Here is a 25,188-nt window from a genome sequence, read left to right as displayed (position 1 = left end):
ACCTCGATGTCGGCTCATCACATCCTGGGGCTGGAGCAGGTCCCAAGGGTATGGCTGTTCGCCATTTAAAGTGGTACGTGAGCTGGGTTTAGAACGTCGTGAGACAGTTCGGTCCCTATCTGCCGTGGGTGTAGGAATATTGAGAAGAGCTGACCCTAGTACGAGAGGACCGGGTTGGACGAACCTCTGGTGGACCTGTTGTGGCGCCAGCCGCATTGCAGGGTAGCTAAGTTCGGACGGGATAACTGCTGAAAGCATCTAAGCAGGAAGCCTCCTTCAAAACTAGTATTCCCTTGAGAGCCGTGGAAGACCACCACGTCGATAGGCCGGGTGTGGAAGCGTAGCAATATGTGAAGCTTACCGGTACTAATAGCTCGATTGGCTTGATCGTTCTCATTAATCTATGTCCGCATAGACTGTGAAATACGATCGGTTCAGAAATACACCAGACATTGCTTCTTGCATGGGAAAGCAATGTCCGAATAACAAAACCAGAATTCACTCATACGTTTTTCGCTGACCTTGTGGTTTTTGCGAGGAGCCCAAGACCCGATCCCATCCCGAACTCGACCGTCAAATTCCTCCGCGCCAATGGTACTAAGTCTCAAGGCTTGGGAGAGTAGGTCGCTGCAAGGTCTGCCAAAAACGTATGATCTCTTTATGATGTCGAAACGAAATATGAAGACCCCTCACTGGAAACAGTGAGGGGTTTTTGCGTTCTGGGCTTGCCGCGGCCCTACGTGTTCTGCCTCAGGGCAGGGGGGGCGAGCAGCCGGAACGCCATTTGGCTTCCGCAAGCACAGCTGCGGTCACAACCGGAAGCTGCTATCCGCGAGGGGTAGCCACTTCGGACCCTTTTCGAAGATCTCATCGCGGTGACGTTCGAGATATCTGGCGTCGGGCCAGAACTGAACATTTCTGGGAAATTCGATGCGCTCGAAATTGGCAAACAGTGCTCGGGTGTCCCGCCCCGCTTGTCTGGCAATGAGCAGATCGCCGCTGTTGGTAAGGCTGATCAGGCCCTGGTCCCATTGATTGTTTACGTCCTTGCTCATTGGCAGCACGTTCTGAATGCTCTCCGGCCCACCCGCCGAACGCGGCCACAGATGCCCAACGTCGGTTCCAAATGCCAAGCCGTTCAAGCTCGGAAAACTACAGCGGATGAAGGCGCATCGCGGCCCGTATACATCGATCATCTCAAAACGGAGCTCTCGGTATCGGACTGGCTTGAGGGTCACGCGAGGCAATGGCGATGGCTCGAAACGTTGGGCTTCCTGTTCACCGAAGCCATTTGCAATGGCGCCGAGGGTCGCCAGCCCTCGGTAGTGCTCCTCGGCGACGAGCCGGATCGGGTGGGAATAGGTGTAGAAGGGCATCTCTCCTGCCCCTAAGGCGCGAAGCTCGTGCAGGGTGATTGCGCGGTCTAGAAACCTTTGATCGTGCAATGGCAGCCAATAAGAGCCTCGGTCCGAGGCATCAGGCACGGCCTCCCCCAACATGGCGGTGCCATAGTAGCCGCGCACATTCTCGCCTCGTGATGCGAAGAGCAATGCGTCATGTCCTGCAGCATCCAAGGCGGCTCGCAGGCTGAACCGACGCAGGCGGATCGCGCCGCGCTCGACATCGAGTTGCTCAGCACGGACGTTCAGTACGTAGGAGACCATAGTCCCTGATAGTACGTATGGAGCTGTTAGCACTCGCTAAACGGGCTGTGCCGTCAGGCAAGTATTGAATGTCCGTGCGTCAAGTCGCCCGATTTTGGGGCGCGTCAGTTCTGCGCTTTCAAAAACTCCAACACGGCAGCGTTGAAGGTCGCCGGGCGCTGCAGAGGAGCGAAGTGGCTGACGCCCGGTAGGGTGACCAACTTGGCGCTTGGTATGGTGGCGGTGAGATACCGCGCATGCTCGGGGCGGATGAACTCCTCGAATTCGGCTTGGACGATGGTGAAGGGACGCGACAGCGTGGCCAGATCGGCGGCGCCATAGTTCGGCTGGCTCCGCTGCATGGCGCCGACCGCTTCCACGAAGGGGCCGAAATCGTCTGGCGTTGCAGACAAGGCGGCATAGTCCTTGCCGTGACGCGAAAAGCAGCGGTCAATGACCGGGGTGCCGACAAAGGGCAGGGTACCGGTGTCATCCACATTGCAGGCAAAGAACATCACGCCGGTGGCGCGCTCCGGAGCCATGTCCGCGAGGACAAGGGCTATGCAGGCGCCGTCGCTCCAACCAACAAAAGCGGCCCGGTCGATCGACAGATGATCGAGAACGGCGAGAACATCGCCGGCCATCAGTTCATAGCTATAGGGGCGATCGTCACGCGTGCTGCGGCCGTGGCCGCGGCTGTCGATCGCAACTGTCCGGTACCCTGCGGCGAGCAAAGCCGGCACCTGATAGCCCCAATTGCCGGCGTGGCCGAGGCCGCCATGCAGGAGGACAACGGCAGGGCCAGTTCCGTGGCTGGCGTACCAGATCCGCGCGCCATCATGCGTGATGTGGCCACGGTCCGTCGTGTCCGGCAGCTCCGGCGCACCGTCTCGGGCAAAAAGGAAGAGATCGTCGTCGGAGAAGCCGACGGCTGTGGTCAGCAGGGCCTTGGCATAATTGGTGACGGAGCGACGATAGCGCGGCAGGTGGCCAGCCATCGCGCCGAGCGCGCGCGAGAGACCTTCGCGCTCGCGGCCGAGATCGGCCAGGAGCAGGGACTCAAACACCGCCAGTGCGTCGTCGAGGTCATCGCTGGCCTGAAGCCGCTCGGCGTGCAGCAGAGCCAAGCCCTCATCGGCACGGCCGAGATTGCGCAGCGTGCTCGCCAGTTGAATGGACGCCTGGCGACGCAAGGATGGCTCGAGGCCCAGACGCATGGCTGCTTCATAAAGCGGCGCGGCCGATGCCTCTTCGCCGATCGAGTCATCCGCGGAGGCCAGTTCAAACGCAGCGCGTGCATCACCCTGTGGGCGTTCCGTGGTCAGTGCGACCATACGGGCCAGAAAATCGGCGCCCGAAAGCGCATCAAACTCGGCCCAGAGAGCGGCGATCCGCGCCTCCCAAGCCTGTATTCCATCATAATTGGCCATTAGGTCTTCCTTTCGATCGAAAGTGCGCCGCTGCGGTTGAACCTTGTCACCGCCCCAGCGTATCCACATGGGTGGTCGTCTTGCCCGTGCGGTTTTCGACCTTTGTCCAGTTCAAGCTGTCGGAATATTCAATGCGAATCTTCATTCTGCTCTTCGCCCTCATGCTGTCATCGGCACCGGTACTGGCGCAATCGCCATTGCTACCCGCCGCCAGCGCCGAGACGACGAGCAGCGATGCCAGCATCGACGAGTTGGTTCGCATCATCGAGAATGACGAAACCCGGGCAGCGCTGATCGAGCGGCTGAAGCAGGGGAGCGCGAGCGTGGCGCCTGCGGAAGAGGCGCCGGCCGATCTCAGCATCGTCCGCCAGCTGGCCGAATATACCCGTGCGGCGGCAGAGGGCACATCGGCGACTTTGCGCTCTGTCGGCCAGGTATTCATCGATCTGCAGGAGGGATTGAGCGGGACCCAAGATGCCGATCTCAGCGCGTTTCTGACCGTGACGGCCGGCGTCGTGCTGGTGGGCGCGGCGCTGTTTGGCAGCTTTCTGGCCCTGCGTATTGTTGTCATCGCCTTGCAGCGGCAGATTGCCGGCCGGGTGGCCGGACGTGGGTGGATCGCGCGGATCGGCGGCGCCATCGGGGGATTGCTGGTGGATCTCGGTAGCGTGCTGCTGGCCTGGGGCATCGGCTATTTCGTGGCCCTGACCTTTGTGGGCGACGCGCCGGGCCGCATGGGCATCAATCAATCGTTGCTGCTCAACGCATTCCTTCTGGTCGAGATGGTGAAGCTGGTGGCGCGGACGGCGCTGTCGCCCCGCTTCGCGGCCCTGCGGCTCATTCCGGTCAGCGACGATAATGCGGCCTATTGGTCGTTCTGGCTGGCGCGGATCATTTCGCTCATCGGCTACACCTTCCTGTTCGTGTCGCCATTGCTGGCCGCCAATTTAGCGCCCGGCATTGCGGCGGCGGTGCAGGTGCTGGTCATGGCAACGGCGGTCATCATCGGCATCATCGTGGTGATGCAGAACAAGAACGATGTTCGGACCTGGCTGGTGGGCCTGGCTGAACGGCGCGGCAATGACGGCTATGGCCAGTTGCTGCTGCTACTGGGGCGCTATTGGCATGTGGTCGCCATCGCCTATCTCCTGGCGCTGCTGGTGGTGTGGTTTGCCAACCCGGACCAGGCGCTGCCCTTCATGCTGGCGGCTACCATCCAGTCGGTCGTGGCGATCGTGGTGGGTGTCGTCATCGTCGGGTTCATTCGCCGCTTTGTGAGTGTCGGCTTGCGGCTGCCAGAGGATATCAAGCAGCGATTGCCGCTGCTTGAAACGAGGCTCCAGGCTTTTGTGCCGACGGTCATGCAGGTTGTCCGCTGGATCGTGATCGCCGGGGTGGTGCTGGCAATTGCTCAGGCATGGTCGCTGTTCAACTTTGTCGGCTGGATCAGCAGCAATGACGGTCAGCAGGTTGCTGGTGCTACGATTTCCGCAGCGCTCATCATCATCTTCTGTTTCCTGCTCTACCTGGCGGTTTCGTCCTGGGTCGAATATCGGCTCAACAACACAATCAATGTGCCGACGTCGCGTGAGAAGACGCTGCTGAACCTGTTCAAGAACGCCTTTACCGTGGCGCTGGCCGTGTTCGGATTGATGCTGGCTCTGGGCCAGATCGGGGTCAATATCGCGCCGCTGCTGGCCGGCGCCGGGGTCATCGGCCTCGCCATCGGGTTTGGCGCTCAGAAGCTGGTGCAGGACATCATCACCGGCATCTTCATCCAGTTCGAGAATGTCATGAACGAGGGCGACGTGGTGGAGGCGGCCGGCAAATCGGGTGTGGTGGAAAAGCTCACCATTCGCTCGGTCACCATTCGCGACATGACCGGCACCGTGCACCTGATCCCGTTCTCATCGGTCGACCAGGTGAGCAATATGGTGCGCGGCTTCTCCTTCTACGTGGCCGAGTTCGAGGTGGCGCGCGACAGCGACATCGAGGAGGTCAAGCAGGCAATGCGCGATGCCTTCGCCAAGGTGATGGAAAGCGAGCACAGCAGCGTCATCCTCGACGATCTGGATCTGCAAGGGCTGATCGCGATCACGCCGGCCTCGATGAGCCTGCGGGCGCGCGTCAAAACGTTGGCGGGCAAGCAATGGGCCCCTGGCCGGCTCTATACCGAGCTGGTCATGCGCCTGTTCGACGAGCGTGGCATCTCGACGCCGACGCAACGCGTCTCCTATGTCCGCAGCTCCAACAAGGCCCTGCCATTCGATGAGGCCGCGCTGGCCGAGTGAAGCGTTTGTGATCGGCAGCGCCCGTTGCCTTAAGGCGATCTTAATTTGATCGGTTAAAATAGTGATACGCGCCTGTTGCGGCACAGGCTGCGCGTGCGAGCAGGGCCGGCAGAGCCGGCAGGTTCGTTCGTGACCTTTGTAAGTGCGTATCGCGAGGCCCGTCATGACCCTTGTCGTCGGCAAGAACTCTTCCCTATTCCGTCGCCTGGCGGCGCTGGCGATCGCCGGCGCACTGAGCCTTGGCGCGGTAGCACCGGCTTTGGCCAATAGCGCCGATTTCGTGCGCGGCCTCTGGCCACTGGCCGAGGCGCGCGGCGTCAGCCGATCGGCGTTCGAGGCGGCCTTTGCCGGCTACAATTACATGCCCAAGATCATGGAGCTGACGCGCAAGCAGCCGGAATTCAGCCAGACGGTGCAGCAGTATGTCGACCGCCGCGTCACCAATGCGCAGGCGGCGAAGGGCCAAGCCATGCGCGGGGAATGGGCGCAGACGCTTGGCGGGGCACAGCAGCGCTGGGGCGTGCAGCCCGAAATCGTCCTCGCCATCTGGGGCATGGAAACCAATTTCGGCGGCTTCATGGGCGGCGAGAACACCATCCATGCGCTGGCGACGCTGACCGAAGGCGGCTATCGCGCCGACTTTTTCCGTGGCGAGCTGCTGACGGCCCTGCGCATTGTGTCCGATGGGCATGTAAGCCCCGGTAACATGGTTGGCTCCTGGGCCGGTGCCATGGGGCATACGCAGTTCATGCCGTCGAGCTTCATGGCTTATGCCGTCGATTACAATGGCGACGGGCGCAAGGATATCTGGAACTCAGTGCAGGATGCGCTGGGCTCCACCGCCAATTATCTCAACAATTTCAAGTGGCGCCCCGGCGAAACCTGGGGCTATGAGGTCAAGCTGCCCAACGGTTTCGACTTCGCCCGCGCCCGGCAGATGGAGCGCGCGCCGCTGAGCCAGTGGCAGGCCATGGGCATCCAGCGCGTCTCCGGCAAACCCTTCCCCCGCGCCAGCGATGTGGGCCGGCTTTACATGCCGGCCGGCGCCGCTGGCCCGACCTTCCTGTTGCTACCTAACTTTGATGTGATCAAGCGCTACAATAATTCCGACAGCTACGCCTTGGCCGTCGGCCATCTGGCTGACAGGATTATCGGCGGCGGTGGCTTTGCGACGCCTTGGCCGGCTGGCGACTATGCGCTGACCAAAGCGCAGAAGGCGGAACTGCAGACCCTGCTGGGCCGGGCCGGTTTTGATGTTGGTTCGCCGGACGGCGTCATCGGTCCCAAGACCAGGGCGGCAGTGCTGGCCTACCAGACCCGCATGGGCCTGCCCGCCGACGGCTACATTTCCGGACGGCTGCTCGATACGCTCAAGCGTTAACCTGTCGTTAACCAGTTGGGGGCACCCTGTTACCGCTTAAGTAGAGGGCAGGCCAGTCTCCACACGTTCGAGGCGCCTGCCCTCGCCCATTCCGGGGCGCCACAAAATCCCCGGTTTTGGTCGCTAGGCAACAGCCTCCCCATTAGAACCATATGCCCATGTCCAGACTGATCTCGCCGTTCCGCCGCGCATTGATATTGCTTTTGGCGCTTGCCATCCTCCCCGTGCCTGCCTTCGCGCTATCGGTGATGGACCCGTTCAACCTGCCGGCGGCAATGGATGCCGGGACGGTCAAGGTGGGTGATGGCATCGCCTATGCCGATGGCCAGCGCCACAAGCTCGACGTTTACGCACCCGAGGCGCGTGGCGCGGCGGCGCCGGTGGTGTTCTTCATCTATGGCGGCGGCTGGAACCGGGGTGAGCGCAGCGACTACCAGTTCGTTGGTCGGGCCCTGGCCTCGCGCGGCTTCGTCGTTGTCATCGCCGACTATCGCCTCGTGCCCGAGGTGCAGTATCCGGAATTCCTCGAAGACAGCGCCAGCGCGCTCAAATGGGTGCAGGACAATATCGCCCAGTATGGCGGCGATCCCAACCGGCTGTTCCTCGCCGGCCACTCGGCGGGGGCCTATAATGCGGTGATGCTGTCGCTCGATCCGTCCTTCCTGCGGGAGTATGGCGTGACCATGCCGATCCTGGGGGTTGCGGCGCTGTCGGGGCCATACGATTTCTATCCGTTCGAATATGGCGAGGTGCAGAACGCTTTTGGCGCCGCGCCCAATCCGCAGGGCACCCAGCCGATCAATCTCGTCACCAACCAGACGCCACCCATGTATCTGGCGACCGGCACGACTGATCCCATCGTGCGGATGCAGAATACCGAGCGTTTCGCCCAGAAGCTCCAGGAGAGCGGCGTCTGGGTCACCACCCGCTATTACGAAGGCTTCGGACATATGGAGCCGGTGATCGCCATGGGCTCGCTATGGCGCTGGCGCATGCCTGTCCTTGACGACATGGTGGCCTTCTTCCAGATGTTCGGCGCCTTTCCCAGCGGCGTGCCCTATGTGGCAGTGGCCCCCGACCCGCCGGAGCAGCTGCCTGAATCAATCGCGCCGATGGACCAGATCGTCGACCAGCTGAACGCGATGTTCCAGCCGATCGAGAAGTGATGGATCTCCCTTCAAGCGTGGAAATCCGCTGATAGCTCTCATCCTGAGCTTGTCGAAGGACGAGGGCGTGGCAAGATGGTGTCACGCCTCGTGGTTCGACGGGCTCACCATGAGGCTATTGCATGTCTGCCGCCGACCATCTCCGATTTTCCGGTGCAGCCGCTGAGACGCAGCGCGGCGCGCTCGAAGCCATCATCCGTGCCCAGCCGGTGCTGATGGATGTGCTTGAAGGGCTGCGCTCCCTGGCGCTGCCTGATCATCTGCTGGTGGCCGGGGCTATCTACAACGAAGTCTGGAACTATCTGACCAGCCGGCCGGCGCTGACCGGGGTCAACGATATCGATGTGTTCTACTTCGATGCCAGCGATACGGGCTGGGACGCCGAAGATCGGGTGATCAAAGCGCTGGACCAGCGCTTTGCCGGCCTGCCAGTGCCGGTGCAAGTGCGCAATCAGGCGCGGGTGCATTTGTGGTTCGAACAGAAATTCGGCAGCCCGTTCAGTCCATTGACATCGTCGGCCGAGATGCTGGGGCGCTATGCATCCAAGACGCATGCCGTTGGTGCCCGGCTTGACGACGATGGCAGAATGGCGATCGTCGCGCCTTTCGGGCTCGATGACTTGTTCTCATTCCGCATGGTGCCCAATCCGGTACTCGACAACAGGGTGTCGCACACTGCCAAGGGCCTGCGTGCCAAGACCATCTGGCCGGAGCTGACGCTCATTCCTTGGCCGGAGTAGCGACGATAGGGTCCATCCGCACCGAAGCGGCCGAGCGGCGGACCGGGCCATGGAATACGGCCTCGATATTGTTGCCATCGGGATCGAGTACGAAGGCGCCGTAATAACCGGGGTGGTAATGGCGCTCGCCGGGCGCGCCATTGTCGGTGCCACCCGCCGCCAATGCGGCCCGGTGAAAGGCGTCGACCATCTGCCGATCCTTGGCCTGGAAGGCCAGATGCACATGGGTGGGCACGGTCTTGGCGTCGGCGGCATCGACAAACAGCTCATCGACCTGAAACCAGTTGCTGCCGGATTGCTCGATCTTGATGCCAAGCACGGCGAACACCGCCTCATAGAAATAGCGCGTGTTGACGAAGTTCTGCGCGCGCAGGTGAACGTGGTCGATCAGGCGGCCGGCGTGCCAGGTCATGGTTGTCTCTCCTTGCCCGGCATTAATGCGCGGTGTAAGACGCCGTTGCTAGCCGAAAAGCTAAGCCGGTATGGTAAGTCCGGCGTCTACCGATCCCCTCGCGGATCTGTCCTGCGCCGGAGGCGCAAGTGACCCACGGCAAGTTCGTCTCGGAATGTTTCCGGGATGGTCTTGCTTGTCGAGGTCCCGGTGTACCGCTTTCCCCTTGATGATCCGCATGCGCGCGCGCCGCCTGGCGCCGCTCCGCGCGCCCATTCTTCCCAATTTCTTGAAAGACAAAAAATGAAACTCAATCACGCCAATCTGGCCGTTGCCGATGTCGGCGCCACGGTCGCCTTCTTCGAACGTTTTCTCGGCCTTTCGCTCTTGGCCAATCGCAACAATGCCTTCGCCGTCCTCGACGACGGTCATGGCTTCACCTTCAATCTGATGGTCGCGGCCAAGGGCGAGACCGTCAGCTATTCGCGCAATTTCCACATCGGCTTCTTCGTCGCCGATGAGGCCGCGGTGCGCAGCAAGCATGTCGAATTGCTGGCTGCCGGTGTTGAAGCGGGCGAGGTGCAGTTCTACAAGCGCGGCCCCACTGGCAGCGTCGGCTTCTATTGCATGACCCCCGGCGCCTTCCTCATCGAGGTCGCCGCCAACCTCTAGCGCAAAACAAACCGCCCGATCGATGGATCGGGCGGTTCCAAATTCGTGGCCTGATGCCTATTCTGCTTCGTCGGCCGAAGCTGAATTGAGCTGGCCGTACTTCTCGACGCCGATCTTGTCGAGCAGTTCGAGCTGGGTTTCGAGGAAGTCGATATGGCCTTCCTCGTCGGTCAGCAATTCTTCGAACAGGTTCTTGGAAACATAGTCGCCAAGCTGTTCGCACAGCTCGCGGCTCGCCTTGTAGGCGGCGCGGGCGTCGTACTCGCCGGCCAGGTCGGCCTCGAGCACTTCCTTGATCGTCTGGCCGATTCGCAACGGCGCCACGCGCTGCAGGTTCGGATGACCTTCCAGGAAAATAATGCGCTCGATCAAACGATCGGCGTGGTGCATTTCTTCAATGGATTCAGCACGTTCCTTGGTGGCCAGCTTCTTGTAGCCCCAATCGTCGAGAAGACGATAATGGACCCAGTACTGGTTGACTGCGCCAAGTTCGAGGAAGAGGGCCTCGTTAAGCCGCTCGATGACTTGTGCTTCGCCTTTCACGACGTACTCCACTCTGCTGTTTCTTGAGCTTCTCCAGGCCGGTCTGGATGTGAACCAGATCCGCCGCCGGGTGGGCTTGCTGCGAGTGGTAGTTTTCGGTGACGCGGACGATAATGTCCACCACATTCGGCACGCAACCGCCGCATTTGGCGCGACGGTCAAGCTCGTTATAGACCTTGGCCGGAACCACCAATTGCCACGGATCAGCTTTCAGAAGGTCGAGGACGATATCCTCGATCTCCTTGGACGTGATCATGTTGCATTGGCAGACGAGCATGGGTGCCGAAATGAACGAGTGGAGCTTGCTGGGCGCATAAAGCGACTCCATTAGCTGAATGTCAATGTCCGATTATGTCGCATTCCTACCGGAATGCGCCGTACTCGGGCCACGCTGCGGCTGCGCCGCGCCTGTGGTCATAAGTTCGGTGGGCTAAGCTTTCGGGCGAGCGTCCAACCATTGCGACAGCATCTCGGCCGGCATGGGGCGGGCCATGTAATAGCCCTGGCCCTCGGCGCAGCCCAATTCGCGCAGGTGGGCATAGGCGTGGGCGGTCTCGATGCCTTCGGCGCAGACGCGGAAGCCCAGCCCCGTGGCGATCGAGATCACGTGGCGGAGCAGGAAGTCGTCATCGCCCGGTTCCTGCAATGGCCGCACGAAGGACTGGTCGATCTTGAGCACGTCGGCGGGGATGCGCGCCAGATAGGAGAGGTTGGAGTAACCCGAGCCGAAATCGTCGAGCGCGACGTCGATGCCGGCGTCGCGCAGATGGCCAAGCTGCAGCACGGCACGCGCCGAGTTGGTGGCCAGGGTGCCTTCGGTGAATTCCAGCTCGATATGGTGCGGCTCGAGCCCGGCCGCATCGCAGCGGTACAGCAGTACGTCGTCGAAGCCGGCTTCCGACAGGTTGACTGGCGAGGCGTTGATCGACATGCGCAGATCGTGCCCGGCGTCCAGAAAACGCCGGTTCTGGGCCATGGCGCGCAGCATGACCCAATCGGTCAGCGGGCCGATCAGCGCTGTCTGCTCGGCGAGGGGAATGAATTCGGCTGGCGGAATAGGGCCCAGCTCGGGGTGGTTCCAGCGCAGCAGCGCTTCGGCCCCATGGCAGCGGCCGGTCTGCAGTTCGATGCGGGGCTGGTAATGCAGCATCAATTGGTCGGGCGCCGCCATGGCCTGCGGCAAGTCGGCGAGGATGCGGAAGGCGCGCAGGTGCGCTGCGTCGGATTGGTGGTTGTAGAAGGCCACGCCATTGTCGGAGCGGCGGCTGTCCTGCGCCGCCACGAGGGCGGCACGCAGGGATTCCGCAGCGCCGCGCTCCAGGTCGAAGGGCACGAGACCCACGCCGACCTGCGACTTGATCGGGATGGCATTGACGGTGATGGCACCTGCGAATGCGCCCGCGATCACCTGGGCGATCTCTGGATGGCGCTCGGGGTCATCGACCGGAACTGCGGCAATGAAGCTGAGGACGCTCACATGGTAGAGAGTGGTGCCCGACGGCAGGAGCGAGGCCAACAAGTCGGCGCCGGCGCGGACGAAATCTTCGGCAAAGGCCATGCCGAGTGCGCGCAGGATCTCGTTATAGTGCTTGGCGTCGGCCAGCGTGACCAGCATCAGCACGGCGGATTGGCCGGGTCGGGCAAAATCGCTGAAATGATCGATGAATTGCAGTCTGTTGGGTAACCGGGTCACGTGGTCGTAGCGACCAAGTTGACTGAGGAATGCCGCCTCGAAATGGGAGAACGCTGCCCCATGACTGGTCGTGTCGTCTGCTTGCCGCGCCGGCTCGTTCACGCGACTGCCCCCCCTGACCCCGTTCTGGGGCTAATGTCAGACAATTTGCCGCAAGGCTCTTAAGCCTCGGTGAATCCCTGTATCTCCATGGTAGCAATCGGAAACAATCTTAGCGCTTGCCTCGTATCTTGGTGCACACAGCGGGGCGCACATGGCCATTTCCATTCTCGGCATCATCAACTTCCTCAGCCCCAAGGACCGCGCCTCGCGCCGGCTGGCGCGCGATGTTCCCTACGGGCAGGCGAGGCGGCAGAAGCTCGATATCTATGCGCCCGGCAAGGCCGATGCACCGTTGCCTGTGGTGTTCTTCGTCTATGGCGGCTCGTGGAGCGATGGCGATCGCCGCAATTACGGCTTTGTCGGCAGGGCGCTCGCGGCGCAGGGTTTCGTCACCGTGGTCGCCGATTACCGCCTGGTGCCGGAGATCGAATATCCAGGCTTCCTCGCCGATTGCGCGCAGGCATTTGACTGGGTCATCGACAATATTGCGCACTATGGCGGGGATGCCCAACGGGTGGCGGTGATGGGCCATTCCGCCGGCGCCTACAATGCGCTGATGCTGGTGCTCGATCCGGCCTATCTGGCGGCGAAAGGATTGCTGGCCCATGTGCGCTGCGCCGTCGGATTGTCAGGCCCCTACGACTTCTTCCCCTTCGATGGCCCGATCAGCCTCCGCACGTTCGGGGCGGTGACGCAGCCGGAGCAGACGCAGCCGATCAATCACGTGACTGCATCCGCGCCGCCGATGCTGCTGGCGAGCGGCGACAAGGATGCGCTGGTCTATCCCCGCAACACGGTGGCGCTTGCCGCGAGGCTGCGTCACGCCGGCGTTGCGGCGGAAGAGGTGCATTATCCGGGGCTCGGTCACCCGGGCACGTTGATGGCGCTGGGTCGGCCCTTGCGCCGCATCGCGCCGGTGCTGGCCGACGTCACCGCCTATCTGCGGCGCCACCTCGGCTAACCTTACCCCACAAGCGGACTTGCCCACCAAAAGGGGTTCGCTAGAGTGTGGCCGCGGCCGGACGACCGGCGGGAGACAAGCCATGACCGAATTTGCACGCCTTCTGGGACGTGGCATAGCGCGCGCCGGACTGATGCTGTCGGTCCCCCTTACGCTGATGGTAGGACCGGCCCTTGCCGGGCCAGAATTCGACGCCTGCGCCGCCGAAGCATCGAGCCAGTTTGAAACCGGCTTTGCCGATATTGGCCGCGAGACCTGGGAGATCGACGCGGACGCAGCCATAGCCGCCTGCCGCAAGGCGCTCGAAGCCGAGCCCAATTCGGCCCAGCTCAAGGGTTGGTTGGCGCGGGCCTATTTTGCCGCCGGCGATACCGATAGCGCCGTACCGCTGTTCGAAGAGGCAGCGGCCGAGGGACATGTCGTGGCCTTGGCCATTCTTGGCGACATGCTGACCACCGGCGACGGTGTCGAGCAGGATATGGAGCGCGGCGCGCGGCTGCTGACGCAGGGCGCCGAGGCCGGTTTCGCGCTGGCACAGAACAGTCTCGGCCTCTCCTATGATTTCGGTGAGGGCCTGGCCCAGGATTACACGCAGGCTGCGCGTTGGTATCGCGCCGCGGCCGAGCAGGGCATGAGCAAGGCCCAGTCCAATCTCGGCCTCATGTACCAGGATGGGCTGGGCGTGGACCGCGATTATGTGGCGGCGGCGGCCTGGTTCGAGCTCTCGGTGGCGCAGGGCGATCCGTCCGGTCAGGTCAACCTCGGCAAGCTGCTGCAAGATGGGCTAGGCCAGCCCGCCGACCCCGTACGGGCGGCCGACCTCTATCGGCTCGCGGCCGACCAGGACGATATGTATGCCCAGAACAATCTGGGCTTCCTCACCGAAAATGGCATTGGCATGGAAGCGGACGCCAAAGCCGCAGCCGTCCTCTACCAGAAGGCGGCCGACCAAGGGCTGACGCTGGCCAAGCACAATCTGGCGCTGCTCTACGAGGACGGCGACGGTGTGGAGCAGGATTATGGCCGCGCGCTGGAACTTTACCGCGAAGCCGCCGAAGGTGGCGAGATGCGGGCAGCGGTCAACCTGGGCTTGCTCTATCTCGATGGCCTGGGCACCAAGGTCGACTACGCGCAGGCGCTCAAATGGACGCAATTGGCTGCCGATGACGGCCAGCCGATCGCGCTCAACAATCTGGGCCATATCTATGAGAACGGCCTGGGCGTCGAGGCGGACCGGCAAGCGGCGATCGACTATTACCAGCGGTCGGCCGATCAGGGCTACGAGCTGGCGGCCGACAATCTGGCGCGGCTGACCGAAGCCGATGCTGAGCCCGCGGCCGTGCCGGGTGGCGGCAAGACCAAGACGAAATAGCCTATTCGGCCTTGCCCTGCTGGCGGCGCGCGGCGATCACCGCGGCCGATGCGGCGGTGCGGTGCGAGGACGAGAAGAACTCGCGATGGGCCAGGATGAGGATGGTGGCGATACAGGCCACGATGGGCAGCCATTCGGACACGAACCAGGCCACGGTCGCGACCGAGAAATAGTAGGCGCGGATACCGCTGTTGAAGTTGCGGGCGCCGAGCGCATTCATGCGGGTAATGGCCTCGATTTCTTCCTCGCTGGTCGGGGTAGAATGGTCGATGGCGCCCAGCATGATGCAGAAGTGATTGAACTGGCGCAACGACAGCGTGAAGGCGAAGAAGGCCAGCACGAACATGGTCAGCATCACAACCAGGTGCAATTGCACGTCGAGCGTGGTGTAGACCCGGCCGATCGACAGGGAATCGAGCGCTTCCATCAGCGAGGAAAGCTGGCCAAATACGGCGAAGATCGCCAGGATCAGCAGCACGGCGGTGGAGGCGAGGAAGCTCACAGAGCCCATGATGTTGCCCGAGAGGATCGCGTCGAACGGCGATTCCCGCAGCGTCGCATTGGCCACCCAGCGGCGGCGCTGCATGTTCATGATCGTCGATAGCGACGGCCGCAGCTTTTCCACCTGCGGCACGATGATGTTGTAGGCGAAGTAACAGATCAGCGGGAACAGCGTGGAGATGAGCGTCATCGACAAGGTGCAGCCCCGCAAATCGTGTTCGCCCTTTATAGCGCGGCGGCTGCAAAAGGCGACGGGTCGCGCTCCGCTATCCAAGGGTACGGGGATAGCGGCGGTGGATGGCGTCGATCTCGGCCAACAGTTCCGGCGCTAGCGTCACCTGCAACGCACCCAGCGAATTGGCGAGCTGGGCCGTGCTGGTGGCGCCGACAATCACCGAGGTGACGAAGGGCCTGGTCAGCGCGAAGGCTATGGCCATCTGCGCCGGATCAAGGCCGTGGCGGGTGGCCAGGGCGTAATAAGCCTTGGCGGCGGTTTCGGAATATTCGTTGAGGCGCCAAAAACTCTTCTGGTAGTCGGCGCGGCTACCCTTGGGCACCTGGCCGTCGAAATATTTGCCGGTGAGCAGGCCGGCGGCCAGCGGCGAATAGGCGAGGAGGCCCACATTCTCGTGGTGGCTGAGTTCGGCAAGGTCGAGATCGAAATGCCGGCGCAGCAGGTTGTACTCGTTCTGCACCGAAACCAGCCGTGGCAGGCCCTTGGCTTCGGCAATGCGCAGCCATTGGCTGATGCCCCAGGTGGTCTCGTTGGAAACGCCGGCATGGCGCAGCTTGCCTTCCTTGATTAGGGCGCCAAGCGTTTCCAGCATGTCCTCGATATTGTCGAGAACGTCGGCCGTATCCTGCTCATGCGGCGCATAGGTCCAGGCGCCGTCGAAATTGTAGCTGCCGCGGCTGGCCCAATGGATCTGGTAGAGATCGAGATAGTCGGTCTTGAGCCGCTGGAGGCTCTGCTCAAAGGCGATGCGGATCGAGGCGCCGTCGGCGCGACGCCCCTCGCGCAGGAATGAGCTGCCGCCACCGCCGATCTTGCTCGCGATGATCCACTGGTCGCGCTTGCCGGTCCGCTGCAGCCAACTCCCAATGATTTCCTCAGTGCGGCCCGAGGTCTGGGGGCTGCCGGGCACCGCATAGAGCTCGGCCGTATCCATGAAATTGACACCGGCGTCGAGCGCCATGTCCATCTGGGCATGGCCTTCGGCCTCGGTATTCTGGCTGCCCCAGGTCATGGTGCCCAGGCAAATCTCGGTGACCCGCAGGTCGGTGCGGCCAAGCGGCTTCAATTTCATGGAGGAAAGTCCCGATCGTGACGGAGGGTGGTGCCACACTAGCCGATGGGAGCGGAATTGGTAGGCGTTGGGCGCAGAAAATCAGACCGTCAAAAAAGCGTCACGCGACGCCGTTTTGGGGTTGAGCTATCCGTCCTGAGCCCCTATATACGCCTCACGTCGCGACCACGGTCGCACAGATGACGCGCCCAACCGGCATTGTTATCGACTTTGACGCGGGATGGAGCAGCCCGGTAGCTCGTCAGGCTCATAACCTGAAGGTCGCAGGTTCAAATCCTGCTCCCGCAACCAAAAAGGCCCAGTGAACTCAACGAGTTCGCTGGGCCTTTCCTTTTGCGGTCAGCGAAAGTTCGGTTGCGGGAGGAACTGCTGCTCAGCGGCGACCGCCAGAGGGTGGCGCTGGGCCAGCGGCAGGTCGCGGATGACCGGCCAGGTTGTATCGACCAGCGGGTGTCCGGTCTGCCAGTCGGGCAGGCCGTCGCGACGCCGCAGCGCCTGAACCGCCAGCAGTTCTACAGGAAATACCTGGTCGAAATAGTGTTCGAACTCGTAGGAGGTCCGGTCGGTACCGAACTTGCTGCGGGTGACGTGAAACTCGGCCGCAGCCTGCATTGCCAGCTGAAACGCGCCCATGTCCTCGCGTCGCCAGGTCCGCAGCAGGTCCTCGTATTGAGGTATGAGCGGCTGCGTCGGTTGGAAGGACGTTTCAATCCCGAAGCTTTCGGCGAACAGCCGGATCAGGAATGGGTCGACCGTACCATGCCGAAGCAGCCGGCGATCGGCATGGCGCAGGCGATGGTCCTTCTCGGCCATGGCGACATAGAATTCGGCACAGACGCGAGCCCCATGCCAGTCCGATAACAGCAGCGGGCCGGCAGCGTGCAGGCCGCACCAGAACTCTTGCGGCGTATTGGTGTCCTCGTCCGGATTGGTCACGACATAGGCGCCCTGAAGTCGGACCAGCAGGGCATTGAGATCAATGGTCCAGCCGATGAAGGTGGCCAGATCGGTGGCATCACCGCGTCCGAAGGCGTCACAGGCGGCGATGCTGTAATGGTTGGCCAGGAACATCAGCGCGGTGCCGATCTTGCCCGCCGGCGCCGCCTCGGCCAGCTTTCCGGCGAGGTAGTCCAGGTCACCCTGCAGTTTGCCGGGGCGGTCGGGATAGGCCAGCCACTCGGCTGACCTGCGGATAATGTTCTTTTGCCGGGGATGCAGCTTGGCAGGTTTCACGCTATTGGCCTCAGGCGAACTCGTCGCTCACCAGAGGCCGCGCGATGTCGGCGGCAATGTGGCTCGGTGCTGCCGCTATTGCCCCTGGGTCACAAAGGCATTGGTGTAGTAGGCCGAGAAATCCGGGCGGGTGGTGAGCACGTTGCCGTTGACGTCCTTGAGGATGCCGGCGCTGAGCATGTAGTCGCCGAGAGCTTCCATCTTGGCGCTGTCGATGGTGCCGATGACGCCGTCGGCCGTTGCCAGGTAGTGGCCGTCGATCAGGGTCTTCAGTGACGCCAGGATGAAGGCGCGGTCGGTCAGGGCGTCCCGATTGGCGGCGATGATGATGTCCGCGGCTTCCTCGGGATGCTCGATGGTATAGGCATAGCCGGCTTTGGTCGTCGCGATGAAGGCGGCGGCGGTATCGGTATTGGCATCGAGATAGGCCTGGCTCGAGCCGATGAAGGTCGTGTGCTGGTCGGGCACGCCGAAATCGGCGTAGCGGAAGGCGCGTTGCGGATCGCCATCCAGCTCGGCCTTGACGCCCTCCCAGGTATAGACTTCGAGGGTGAAGTCGACAGCGCCATTGGCGAGGGCCTCATAGGCCGAGGTGCCCAGGGTGACGGTCTCGAAATTGCCCTCGCCGCCGTCGAAACGGATCATGCTGGCGATCAGCGCATTTTCCCACTCGCTGCCGAAGCCGCCATAGGTCAGGCCGTCGAGGTCCTTGGGGCGCTGGATATCGGTGCGCTCGTCGTTGAACACCAATCTGCCGGTTTCTGTCTGCACCACGGCGTAAGCCGCGACGAGATCGGCGCCGGCGCTGCGCTTGGCGTAGAGGCTGATGGTGCCGACAATGCCGAAATCGGCCACGCCATTGGCAATCAGCGTCCCGGCTGACGTGTCGCTATAGGGCAGGATTTCAACGTCGAGCCCGGCGTCGGCATAGAAGCCCTTGGCCTCGGCGACATAGAGACCGATGTGATTGGTATTGGGCGTCCAGTCGAGAGCGACGGTGACCGGCGTCGATTGCGCGGCGGCTGGACCCCCGAGCAACAGGCTGGCGATCGCGGAAATGATGATCTGGCGGCGATTGGGCATGGCTGGTCCTTCAGTGGGCAGGTTTGAGCAGGGTCTTGAGGATGTCGGCCTCGATGGCGCTGGCCTCGGAGGCGGCCAGGTCGCGGCGCGGGCGGGGCAGGGGCACGACGATTTCGCGCAGGATGCGGGCCGGGCGGTGGGTCAGCACATAGATACGGTCGGACAGAAACACGGCCTCGCGCACATCGTGGGTGATGAGCAACGCCGTCCAGTTGTGGTGTTGCCACATGGTTTCGAGCCAATGCTGCATGCCGGTGCGGGTCAGCGCGTCGAGGGCGCCGAAGGGTTCGTCGAGCAGCAGCATGGGCCGATCCTGCACCACGGTGCGCAGCAGCGCCGCACGCTGGCGCATGCCACCGGAGAGTTGGGCCGGGTAGTGGTGCTCGAAACCGTCGAGGCCGAATTCGGCGAAGAGTGGCGCGACGGCTTGGCGCGCCGCCTTCCGCGACAGCCCCTGCACCTCGAGGCCCAAGGCGGTATTGTCGATGATGCTGCGCCAGGGCATGAGCGCGTCGTGCTGCGGCATGAAGGCGAAGGGGCGGCTCGTCCGGGACAGCGGCGCGCCGTCGAAGACGATATCGCCGCCACTGGGCGTCAGCCCGCCCGTCAGCAGCCGGAACAGCGTCGATTTGCCAGCGCCGGATGGACCGAGGATCGACACGAATTCACCCGGCTGAACATGCAGCGAAATGTCGGCGAGCACGTCGGCGTCGCCGAAGCTCTTGCGGAGATGGAGCAGGTCGAGGCGGGGCGGGGTCATGGCTTGCGGCGCTCCTCGAGCCGCGTCCATGGTGTGACGAGGCGCTGGATGAGCACGGTGCTGCCAAACAGCACCAGCGTCAGGCAAGCGCTGACCAGCACGGCGGCCAGCACGAGATCGGGCCGGAAATTGTTCTTGGCGTTGAGGATGTAGATGCCCAGGCCCTTGGCCGCGCCGGCATACTCGGCGAAAATCGCGCCCACCACTGCATAGGTGATGGAAATCCTCAGCCCGGCGAAGAAATAGGGCAGCGCGGACGGCAGACGTGCCAGGCGGAAGATACGCAGCCGCGAAGCGCCCATCGAGGCCAACAGCGCCTCGATATCGTCATCGGTCGCCTCATAGCCCTGTACCAAGGCCACGAGCATGGGAAAGAAGGTGACCAGCGCCACCAGCATGATCTTGGGCAGGAGGCCAAAGCCGAACCACAGCACTACCAGCGGTGCGATGGCGACCAGTGGCAGGGTCTGGCTGATGATGAAGACGGGGAACAGCGCCCGGCGCAGCGGTTGCCAGAAATCGATCAGCACCGACAGTACAAAGGCAGCGAGCAGCGAGCAGCCGAAGCCCAACAGTGTCGCGGTCAGCGTCGGCAGCGTGTTCTGGAATAGGGCGTCGCTATGCTGGATGGTCTGGGCCAGCACGCGCGAGGGGGCGGGCAGGGTGGTGGGGGAGATGCCTGATGTGTTGGCATAGATCTCCCAGGCCAGCAGCACGGCGCCGACCGACAGAAAAGCCGGGGCGGTTCTGGCAAAAATGGACGCGAGGGCGCGCGGGAGCGACGATAGCTTGGACATGGCTGACCTTGGTCGGGGCGAATGCGGACGCGCCGCTCAGCGCAGCGAGGGGCTGTTCGCAGAGACCGTCAGGTCGATTGTCACATGGCCTTCAGGCGGTCCAAACCGGCAGAGGGCGGCCTGCACCGTGGCGAAAACCGCGCCGGCATCGCCACCCAGCTTGGTGCAGAAATTCTTGGCGCGATCGAAGGTGCCGGACTGCTTGAGAAAGTCGATGCAGCCGTAGATTTCGTCCATGTGGTCGTCGGTATCCATCACATAGAGCGAGAATTGCGCGGCGCTGGACATATCGGTCACCGGCGCGCCCGCCACGGCCTGCAGCGCCAGTTGCTTGCGCTGATCGAGTGGCAGAACGGGGCCGCCATATTCGGTGGTGTAGCAAACCGCGTCGTCTGGCTCGCCGGGGCAGCCGCGCGAAATGGTGGCATGCAGTACGCAATGCGTACCGCTTTTCGCCGCCGCGACGAACAGGTCGCGCATGGCCGGAAACAGCACTTCGGGTGCACCGACCAGCAAGGTCGAGATGTCGTCAGTCTGGACCTGCAGGCGGTCACGATAGGGATCGAGGGCGCTCAGGGCCCCGAGAATGACACCGACAAAATCGTCGGCCATAGGGTAGAGAGAAATCTGTGCGCCAGAATACATAGCCCCGCCTCGCTCCGCTGGTATTACCCAGATCAGCTAATAGGGTTTACGGGCTTGGCGTCCGCGTCTCAGCCCCGGCTATACGGAGCACCCCTGTGGATGGGCGCAATCAATCACAGCGCGCGCTGCGCCGCAAGCGGTTGATTTTGGTGCTACGGTCCGATGGCCCGGCGCAAATTGCCGCTGGCGGCATCCAGCATCTGTTCGGCCGCGCGGCGATCAGCGGATTGGCTGAGCATCACCGTCGCCAGCTTGATGCTGCCATCGGCGGCGTCGAGCGTTGCCAGCGCGGTGTCATAGTCGGTGCCGGTGAGTGTCGCGATCATCTTTGCCGCCCGGTCGCGCAGTTTGACATTGGTGGGGCGCATCTCGACCATCAGGCCGCGATAGACGAAACCCAGCTTGATCATGACGCCGGTGGAAATAGCGTTGAGCGCTGCCTTCTGCGCCGTGCCGGCCTTCATGCGGGTCGAGCCGGACAGTACCTCGATGCCGGTTTCGATCAGGATGGGTATGTCGCAGACCTCGCCGATGCGGCCGCCGCGATTGTTGTAGATGCCGATGGTCAGCGCCCCCTTGCTGCGGGCATGGATCAGCCCGGCAATGGCATAGGGCGTGCGACCGCTGGCGGCGAGGCCGATGACCACGTCGTCGGGGCCGACATCGACTTCGTCGAGCGCGGCGATGGCCAGTTCTTCACGATCCTCGGCGCCTTCGACGGCTCGGAAGATGGCGCCCTGGCCGCCGGCCATCAGGTTGATGGCGCGCTCATAAGGCCAGTTGAAGGTGGGCGGCAACTCGGCAGCGTCCTGACCCGAAATACGGCCAGACGTGCCGGCGCCGAGATAGATCAGCCTTCCACCCCGGGCCAGTCGTTCGCTACCCTGGTCGATGGCCGTGGCAATGGGCGCACTGGCCGCTTGCACTGCGGCAATGGCGGCGAACTGACCCTCGACGATGGCGGCGACCAGGTCGGTGCTCGACCAGTCCTCCAGCGTGGCATAGCGCGAGGAGGCGGATTCGGTGGTGCTCATGGTCTGGCCTCGGTCTGATAGTTTTGCCGTGCCCATTGGGCAGCGTGGGCGGCGGCGTCGATCTGGGGAAAGCTGACAACGGCGCCCGGCAATTCGGCTTCTATGCCTGATTTGATCGCTGGATGCAGCGTGACGATGCCGCCGATAAAGGCGATAGGCAGCGGGCCGACGCGCGCGATCAGCGCCTTGGCCAGCCGCGCCAATTCCGCGGCGGCGCGCCTGATAATGTCGGTGGCGAGCGGGTCGCCGGCGGTTGCGGCGCGCGCCACGGCGGGGGCCAGCGTGCCGATGCGGCCACGATCGCTGCCATAGACGAAGCTGCGGGTTTCGCTCCAGCCGGTGCCGCCCACTTCCGCGAAAAGCTCGGCGGCGAGCCGCTCGGCCTCGGCCGGGCCGCCAGTTTCGTCGATGCGGCGATAGAGTTGATCGAGGGCGGTGAGCGCAATCCAGGTGCCCGAGCCGCCGTCATCGATCAGCAATCCCCGGCCACCGACGCGGATCAGGCTGCCGTCGGCACGCAGATGCAGACCGATTGAGCCGGTGCCGGCCGATACGAGATGCCCCGTGCCGGGCGCGAAGGTGGCGCGGAAGGCCAGGTCCATGTCGTCGCCCAGCAACACCATGGCCGGCTCGATGGCAAACAGCGCGCCGACCAGGTTGCGCGCTTCGGCATGCACAGCCTCGCCCAGGCCGGTAATGCCCAGGCATGCGGCGATGGGCGCATGCTGGCGTGCGCGGTCGGCAATGCCGGCCAGCGTGGCGGTCAGCCGTTCGCGCTCGACGGGGTTGAACAGGTGCCCGGTGGCGCCCGCCGCCGATCCGCGATCGATTACGATGCCGGTGTCATCAACAATCACCCAGCGCGACGCCGTCCCGCCGGTGTCTATGCCGAGGAAGGTACTCATTTCTTACCCCGCCCGATGGGAGCGAAGAAGGCGCTTGTCTCGATCATCCCGCCACGGCCCGCGCAAACCCCCGCGTAATCTCACGCGGGTTGGTGATCATCGTCCCCACCACCACGGCATAGGCGCCTGCGTCGATCGCGGCCCGGGCCAGTTCGGGTGTGTTGAAGCGACCCTCGGCGATAACAGGCACTGGGATGTGGGCGGCCAGGTTGCGGATCAAGTCCAGATCGGGCGTTTCGGGCTTGGGCTCAGTATATTCGGTGTAACCGGACAGCGTCGTCGAGACGTAGGTCGCGCCGAGTTCGGCGGCCAGCATACCCTCTTCGAGCGTGGATATATCGGCGAAGGTTTCGAGGCCCAGCTCGCCGTGGATGCGGGCGATGAGCTCGGCCGGCGCATCGCCATGCCGGGGGCGGGGCGTGCAGTCGAGCGCGATGATATCGGCGCCGGCCTCGGCCAGCTCTTTCGCCGCAGCGAATGTGGGCGTGATGTAAACCGGCACGTCGGCGGAAAACACCTTGTGGATGCCGATGACCGGCAGGCCGGCCGCCTTGACGGCGCGCACATCATCGGGGCCGTTGGCGCGAATGGCCCGGGCGCCGCCGTCGCGAGCGGCCAGGGCCATGGCGCCCATGAAAACAGATCCATGCAATGGATTATCGGCCCGTGCCTGGCACGAGACGATGAGGCTTCCCCGCTCCAGCTTCACTTGATGGCTCCCGAGGTCATGCCCGAGATGAACTGGCGCGACAGCACGATGTAGATGAGGATGATCGGCGCGGCCGAGAGCGTGAGCCCGGCGAACAGCACGCCATAGTCGGTGGCATATTCACCCATGAAGGTGGTGAGCCCCTGCGGCAGAGTCTTAAGGGCGTCGTTCTGGATGAAGACCAACGGAAAGAAGAAGTCGTTCCAGATCGGCACCACGTTCTGGATGCCGGCAATGACCATGGCCGGGCGCACCAGCGGCAGCATGATGGCCCACATGATGCGTGGCTCGCTGGCGCCGTCCATGCGGGCGGCATCCTCCAGCTCGTTGGGCAGGGTGCGGATGAAGCCGGTCATGATGAAAACGGTCGAGGGCAGGCCCATGGCCGTATAGACGAAGATCAGGCTGAGCTGATTGTTGAGAATGCCGAGGTCGCGCATCAGCATGAACAGCGGAATGATGGCGAGCTTGAGCGGCAGGGTCAGCCCGGCGATGAAGAACATCAGGATGAAGCCGGCGCCGAAGAATTCGTAGCGCGCCAGCGCATAGGCCGCCATCGTCCCCAGCGTCAGGATCAGCGCCATGGAGGCCCCGGTGATGACGAACGAATTGAGCAGGTATTGCAGGAAGTTGGTTTCGGTCCAGATCTTGGCGAAATTGATGAGGTTGGCAAAATCGGGGATGCTGAACGGCGCGGTGAAGATCTGCTGCGTCGACTTGAACGCCGAAAACACCATGATCAGGATCGGCACCAGCATGATGAAGGTGTTGGCGATGAGGATGATCTGGATCAGCCCGTCGCGGCCCAGCGTACCGATAATGCCCTTGCGATCGTAATAGGTCGTCTCCGCTGCGCTCATAGCTGGATCTCCCTGGCCCGCAGGCGGACGGTGACGACGCCGGCGATGACGGCGATGAACAGGAAAATCATCACGGCGAGGGCGCTGCCGAGGCCGAAATCCTGCTGACCGGACGAGACGTTGCCGAAGGCTGTGCGATAGAAATAGAGGCCCAATACGTCAGTCGAGCCAAAGGGCGAGCCATCGAGTCCAGCCATGATATAGGGCAGTTCGAACCAGTTGAAGGCGCCGACGAAGAGCAGGACGAAGACCACTGTCGTGCTCGGCGCCACCAGCGGCCAGACGATCTTGACGATCTTGACCCATTCGCTGCGCGTTTCCATGCGCACGGCGTCGAGGATTTCGGTGGGAATACGCTGCATGCCGGCCAGGAAGACCAGGGTGGGGAAGCCCACCATGTGCCAGGCATTGGCGATGATCAGCGCCCACAGCGCCGTCGAGCTCTGGCCCAGCCAGGGCTGCGCCAGTTCGGCCAGGCCCATGCCCTTGAGGCTGATATTCACCACGCCGAACAGCGGGTGCAGGAACAGCTTGAACAGGTAACCCACGATGATGGTCGACAGCACCACCGGCAGGAACACCGCCACGCGGTGGAATTTGGCGCCGGGCAGCTCGCGCCACAGTGCATAGGCGAGGAAGAAGCCGAGGCCGTTCTGCAGTACCATCAGGGCGAAGAACACGATGATGTTGTGGCTGAAGGCATTGCGCGTCCAGCTCGCATAGGGCTCTTCGAACAGCACGATGCGGAAATTTTCGAACCACACGAACTCGCCGCGCAGCAGTCCTTGCCAGTCGAAGAAGGCATAGGCGAAGGCCGAAACGATCGGATAGACGATGAACAGCGCCACAAAGGCCAGCGGCGGCACGATCAGCGCGGTAATCCACAGGCCACGGCCGGTCGGGCGAAGGTTGGGCATTGCTTGCGTCTATCCTGGATAATCACCCGGTACGGCAGTCGACACCCTCCCC

25 protein-coding genes, 1 tRNA gene, 2 rRNA genes and 1 riboswitch (1 of these 29 cut by a window edge) are annotated in these 25,188 nt (G+C 62.9%); of the genes, 10 read left to right on the top strand and 18 right to left on the bottom strand.

Annotated elements, in window-relative coordinates; translation table 11 throughout:
- Window positions 1-391: ribosomal RNA gene (locus tag MF606_RS18240) — 23S ribosomal RNA — on the top strand; it begins 2,332 nt to the left of the window's first position.
- A 129-nt stretch (window positions 392-520) separates the two neighbouring features.
- Window positions 521-636, top strand: a 5S ribosomal RNA gene (gene rrf, locus MF606_RS18235).
- A gap of 173 nt (window positions 637-809) precedes the next feature.
- On the opposite strand, the gene MF606_RS18230 is transcribed toward rrf, so the two are convergent.
- A complete protein-coding gene (locus MF606_RS18230; protein WP_240230748.1) occupies window positions 810-1,664 on the bottom strand; it encodes an HNH endonuclease in 855 nt (284 codons plus the stop codon).
- 104 nt (window positions 1,665-1,768) lie between these two features.
- Window positions 1,769-2,977, bottom strand: coding sequence for a tetratricopeptide repeat protein (locus MF606_RS18225; protein WP_240233892.1), 1,209 nt, complete (start codon window positions 2,975-2,977; stop codon window positions 1,769-1,771).
- Between the two features lie 227 nt (window positions 2,978-3,204).
- Here MF606_RS18225 and MF606_RS18220 point away from each other — a divergent pair, with 227 nt between their 5' ends.
- The 4 genes from MF606_RS18220 to MF606_RS18205 all read left to right on the top strand — a co-directional run bounded on the left by MF606_RS18220 (window position 3,205) and on the right by MF606_RS18205 (window position 8,651).
- Window positions 3,205-5,364: a mechanosensitive ion channel domain-containing protein gene (locus MF606_RS18220; protein ID WP_240230747.1), complete on the top strand. Its 2,160-nt coding sequence runs from the start codon at window positions 3,205-3,207 to the stop codon at window positions 5,362-5,364.
- 163 nt (window positions 5,365-5,527) lie between these two features.
- Window positions 5,528-6,745 (top strand): lytic murein transglycosylase, encoded by a 1,218-nt coding sequence (locus MF606_RS18215; protein WP_240230746.1) that lies wholly within the window; start codon window positions 5,528-5,530, stop codon window positions 6,743-6,745.
- 158 nt (window positions 6,746-6,903) lie between these two features.
- Complete coding sequence (locus tag MF606_RS18210; RefSeq protein ID WP_240230745.1) at window positions 6,904-7,911, top strand: alpha/beta hydrolase; 1,008 nt, start codon at window positions 6,904-6,906, stop codon at window positions 7,909-7,911.
- 122 nt (window positions 7,912-8,033) lie between these two features.
- Window positions 8,034-8,651: a nucleotidyltransferase family protein gene (locus tag MF606_RS18205; protein ID WP_240230744.1), complete on the top strand. Its 618-nt coding sequence runs from the start codon at window positions 8,034-8,036 to the stop codon at window positions 8,649-8,651.
- Here the strand turns inward: MF606_RS18205 and MF606_RS18200 are convergent.
- Complete coding sequence (locus tag MF606_RS18200) at window positions 8,632-9,063, bottom strand: VOC family protein (RefSeq protein ID WP_240230743.1); 432 nt, start codon at window positions 9,061-9,063, stop codon at window positions 8,632-8,634. The two genes, MF606_RS18205 and MF606_RS18200, sit on opposite strands and share 20 nt — an antisense overlap.
- Window positions 9,064-9,345: 282 nt before the next feature.
- Here MF606_RS18200 and MF606_RS18195 point away from each other — a divergent pair, with 282 nt between their 5' ends.
- A complete protein-coding gene (locus MF606_RS18195; RefSeq protein WP_240230742.1) occupies window positions 9,346-9,714 on the top strand; it encodes a VOC family protein in 369 nt (122 codons plus the stop codon).
- 57 nt (window positions 9,715-9,771) lie between these two features.
- Here the strand turns inward: MF606_RS18195 and bfr are convergent, their stop codons facing one another.
- The 3 genes from bfr to MF606_RS18180 form a co-directional block, all read right to left on the bottom strand.
- Window positions 9,772-10,257 (bottom strand): bacterioferritin, encoded by a 486-nt coding sequence (bfr, locus tag MF606_RS18190; protein ID WP_240230741.1) that lies wholly within the window; start codon window positions 10,255-10,257, stop codon window positions 9,772-9,774.
- Entirely contained in the window at window positions 10,223-10,534 is a 312-nt protein-coding gene (locus tag MF606_RS18185) for a (2Fe-2S)-binding protein (RefSeq protein WP_240233891.1), read from the bottom strand. The genes bfr and MF606_RS18185 overlap by 35 nt, the downstream gene beginning before the upstream one ends.
- 153 nt (window positions 10,535-10,687) lie before the next feature.
- Window positions 10,688-12,052 (bottom strand): putative bifunctional diguanylate cyclase/phosphodiesterase, encoded by a 1,365-nt coding sequence (locus tag MF606_RS18180; RefSeq protein ID WP_240230740.1) that lies wholly within the window; start codon window positions 12,050-12,052, stop codon window positions 10,688-10,690.
- A 151-nt stretch (window positions 12,053-12,203) separates the two neighbouring features.
- Between MF606_RS18180 and MF606_RS18175 the strand changes: the two genes are divergently transcribed.
- A complete protein-coding gene (locus tag MF606_RS18175; protein ID WP_240230739.1) occupies window positions 12,204-13,013 on the top strand; it encodes an alpha/beta hydrolase in 810 nt (269 codons plus the stop codon).
- 82 nt (window positions 13,014-13,095) lie between these two features.
- Window positions 13,096-14,385: an SEL1-like repeat protein gene (locus MF606_RS18170; RefSeq protein ID WP_240230738.1), complete on the top strand. Its 1,290-nt coding sequence runs from the start codon at window positions 13,096-13,098 to the stop codon at window positions 14,383-14,385.
- Window position 14,386: 1 nt separating this feature from the next.
- Here the strand turns inward: MF606_RS18170 and MF606_RS18165 are convergent, their stop codons facing one another.
- Both MF606_RS18165 and MF606_RS18160 read right to left on the bottom strand, forming a co-directional pair.
- A complete protein-coding gene (locus MF606_RS18165; protein WP_240230737.1) occupies window positions 14,387-15,076 on the bottom strand; it encodes a DUF599 domain-containing protein in 690 nt (229 codons plus the stop codon).
- Window positions 15,077-15,152: 76 nt separating this feature from the next.
- Window positions 15,153-16,193: an aldo/keto reductase gene (locus MF606_RS18160; protein WP_240230736.1), complete on the bottom strand. Its 1,041-nt coding sequence runs from the start codon at window positions 16,191-16,193 to the stop codon at window positions 15,153-15,155.
- Between the two features lie 214 nt (window positions 16,194-16,407).
- On the opposite strand from MF606_RS18160, the gene MF606_RS18155 reads away from it, so the two are divergent.
- Window positions 16,408-16,484 (top strand) — tRNA-Met (locus MF606_RS18155).
- 48 nt (window positions 16,485-16,532) lie between these two features.
- Here MF606_RS18155 and MF606_RS18150 read toward each other — a convergent pair.
- From MF606_RS18150 to MF606_RS18105, 10 genes are all read right to left on the bottom strand, one after another.
- A complete protein-coding gene (locus tag MF606_RS18150) occupies window positions 16,533-17,426 on the bottom strand; it encodes a hypothetical protein (protein ID WP_240230735.1) in 894 nt (297 codons plus the stop codon).
- A gap of 75 nt (window positions 17,427-17,501) precedes the next feature.
- Window positions 17,502-18,509, bottom strand: a complete 1,008-nt coding sequence (locus MF606_RS18145) for an ABC transporter substrate-binding protein (RefSeq protein WP_240230734.1) — start codon at window positions 18,507-18,509, stop codon at window positions 17,502-17,504.
- 10 nt (window positions 18,510-18,519) lie between these two features.
- Window positions 18,520-19,269 (bottom strand): ABC transporter ATP-binding protein, encoded by a 750-nt coding sequence (locus MF606_RS18140; protein WP_240230733.1) that lies wholly within the window; start codon window positions 19,267-19,269, stop codon window positions 18,520-18,522.
- Entirely contained in the window at window positions 19,266-20,066 is an 801-nt protein-coding gene (locus tag MF606_RS18135) for an ABC transporter permease (protein WP_240230732.1), read from the bottom strand. Before MF606_RS18135 ends, MF606_RS18140 begins: the two co-directional genes overlap by 4 nt.
- A 36-nt stretch (window positions 20,067-20,102) precedes the next feature.
- Window positions 20,103-20,711: a Ykof family thiamine-binding protein gene (locus MF606_RS18130; RefSeq protein ID WP_240230731.1), complete on the bottom strand. Its 609-nt coding sequence runs from the start codon at window positions 20,709-20,711 to the stop codon at window positions 20,103-20,105.
- Window positions 20,703-20,816, bottom strand: a riboswitch (TPP riboswitch). Its footprint overlaps the gene before it by 9 nt.
- Before the next feature lie 47 nt (window positions 20,817-20,863).
- Complete coding sequence (locus MF606_RS18125; RefSeq protein WP_240230730.1) at window positions 20,864-21,745, bottom strand: N-acetylmuramic acid 6-phosphate etherase; 882 nt, start codon at window positions 21,743-21,745, stop codon at window positions 20,864-20,866.
- Window positions 21,742-22,650 carry an N-acetylglucosamine kinase gene (locus MF606_RS18120; RefSeq protein WP_240230729.1) on the bottom strand — a complete coding sequence of 303 codons (909 nt, stop codon included), beginning with the start codon at window positions 22,648-22,650 and terminating at the stop codon, window positions 21,742-21,744. Before MF606_RS18120 ends, MF606_RS18125 begins: the two co-directional genes overlap by 4 nt.
- 43 nt (window positions 22,651-22,693) lie before the next feature.
- Window positions 22,694-23,359 (bottom strand): N-acetylmannosamine-6-phosphate 2-epimerase, encoded by a 666-nt coding sequence (locus MF606_RS18115; RefSeq protein WP_240230728.1) that lies wholly within the window; start codon window positions 23,357-23,359, stop codon window positions 22,694-22,696.
- A complete protein-coding gene (locus tag MF606_RS18110) occupies window positions 23,356-24,219 on the bottom strand; it encodes a carbohydrate ABC transporter permease (protein WP_240230727.1) in 864 nt (287 codons plus the stop codon). The genes MF606_RS18115 and MF606_RS18110 overlap by 4 nt, the downstream gene beginning before the upstream one ends.
- Entirely contained in the window at window positions 24,216-25,136 is a 921-nt protein-coding gene (locus tag MF606_RS18105; RefSeq protein WP_240230726.1) for a carbohydrate ABC transporter permease, read from the bottom strand. The genes MF606_RS18110 and MF606_RS18105 overlap by 4 nt, the downstream gene beginning before the upstream one ends.
- Window positions 25,137-25,188 lie beyond the last annotated feature (52 nt).

It is taken from the genome of Devosia lacusdianchii (assembly GCF_022429625.1).
Taxonomy (GTDB): domain Bacteria; phylum Pseudomonadota; class Alphaproteobacteria; order Rhizobiales; family Devosiaceae; genus Devosia; species Devosia lacusdianchii.
The sequence above is the reverse complement of the archived record's forward strand: the minus strand, read 5'-3'. Positions and strand labels throughout refer to the sequence as shown.

What these genes read in the sequence shown, in the direction of transcription:
- MF606_RS18230 (WP_240230748.1), bottom strand. Translation starts at nt 1,664, where the DNA reads ATGGTCTCCTACGTACTGAACGTCCGTGCTGAGCAACTCGATGTCGAG.
- MF606_RS18225 (WP_240233892.1), bottom strand. Translation starts at nt 2,977, where the DNA reads ATGGTCGCACTGACCACGGAACGCCCACAGGGTGATGCACGCGCTGCG.
- MF606_RS18220 (WP_240230747.1), top strand. Translation starts at nt 3,205, where the DNA reads ATGCGAATCTTCATTCTGCTCTTCGCCCTCATGCTGTCATCGGCACCG.
- MF606_RS18215 (WP_240230746.1), top strand. Translation starts at nt 5,528, where the DNA reads ATGACCCTTGTCGTCGGCAAGAACTCTTCCCTATTCCGTCGCCTGGCG.
- MF606_RS18210 (WP_240230745.1), top strand. Translation starts at nt 6,904, where the DNA reads ATGTCCAGACTGATCTCGCCGTTCCGCCGCGCATTGATATTGCTTTTG.
- MF606_RS18205 (WP_240230744.1), top strand. Translation starts at nt 8,034, where the DNA reads ATGTCTGCCGCCGACCATCTCCGATTTTCCGGTGCAGCCGCTGAGACG.
- MF606_RS18200 (WP_240230743.1), bottom strand. Translation starts at nt 9,063, where the DNA reads ATGACCTGGCACGCCGGCCGCCTGATCGACCACGTTCACCTGCGCGCG.
- MF606_RS18195 (WP_240230742.1), top strand. Translation starts at nt 9,346, where the DNA reads ATGAAACTCAATCACGCCAATCTGGCCGTTGCCGATGTCGGCGCCACG.
- MF606_RS18185 (WP_240233891.1), bottom strand. Translation starts at nt 10,534, where the DNA reads ATGCTCGTCTGCCAATGCAACATGATCACGTCCAAGGAGATCGAGGAT.
- MF606_RS18175 (WP_240230739.1), top strand. Translation starts at nt 12,204, where the DNA reads ATGGCCATTTCCATTCTCGGCATCATCAACTTCCTCAGCCCCAAGGAC.
- MF606_RS18170 (WP_240230738.1), top strand. Translation starts at nt 13,096, where the DNA reads ATGACCGAATTTGCACGCCTTCTGGGACGTGGCATAGCGCGCGCCGGA.
- MF606_RS18165 (WP_240230737.1), bottom strand. Translation starts at nt 15,076, where the DNA reads ATGACGCTCATCTCCACGCTGTTCCCGCTGATCTGTTACTTCGCCTAC.
- MF606_RS18160 (WP_240230736.1), bottom strand. Translation starts at nt 16,193, where the DNA reads ATGAAATTGAAGCCGCTTGGCCGCACCGACCTGCGGGTCACCGAGATT.
- MF606_RS18145 (WP_240230734.1), bottom strand. Translation starts at nt 18,509, where the DNA reads ATGCCCAATCGCCGCCAGATCATCATTTCCGCGATCGCCAGCCTGTTG.
- MF606_RS18140 (WP_240230733.1), bottom strand. Translation starts at nt 19,269, where the DNA reads ATGACCCCGCCCCGCCTCGACCTGCTCCATCTCCGCAAGAGCTTCGGC.
- MF606_RS18135 (WP_240230732.1), bottom strand. Translation starts at nt 20,066, where the DNA reads ATGTCCAAGCTATCGTCGCTCCCGCGCGCCCTCGCGTCCATTTTTGCC.
- MF606_RS18130 (WP_240230731.1), bottom strand. Translation starts at nt 20,711, where the DNA reads ATGTATTCTGGCGCACAGATTTCTCTCTACCCTATGGCCGACGATTTT.
- MF606_RS18125 (WP_240230730.1), bottom strand. Translation starts at nt 21,745, where the DNA reads ATGAGCACCACCGAATCCGCCTCCTCGCGCTATGCCACGCTGGAGGAC.
- MF606_RS18120 (WP_240230729.1), bottom strand. Translation starts at nt 22,650, where the DNA reads ATGAGTACCTTCCTCGGCATAGACACCGGCGGGACGGCGTCGCGCTGG.
- MF606_RS18110 (WP_240230727.1), bottom strand. Translation starts at nt 24,219, where the DNA reads ATGAGCGCAGCGGAGACGACCTATTACGATCGCAAGGGCATTATCGGT.
- MF606_RS18105 (WP_240230726.1), bottom strand. Translation starts at nt 25,136, where the DNA reads ATGCCCAACCTTCGCCCGACCGGCCGTGGCCTGTGGATTACCGCGCTG.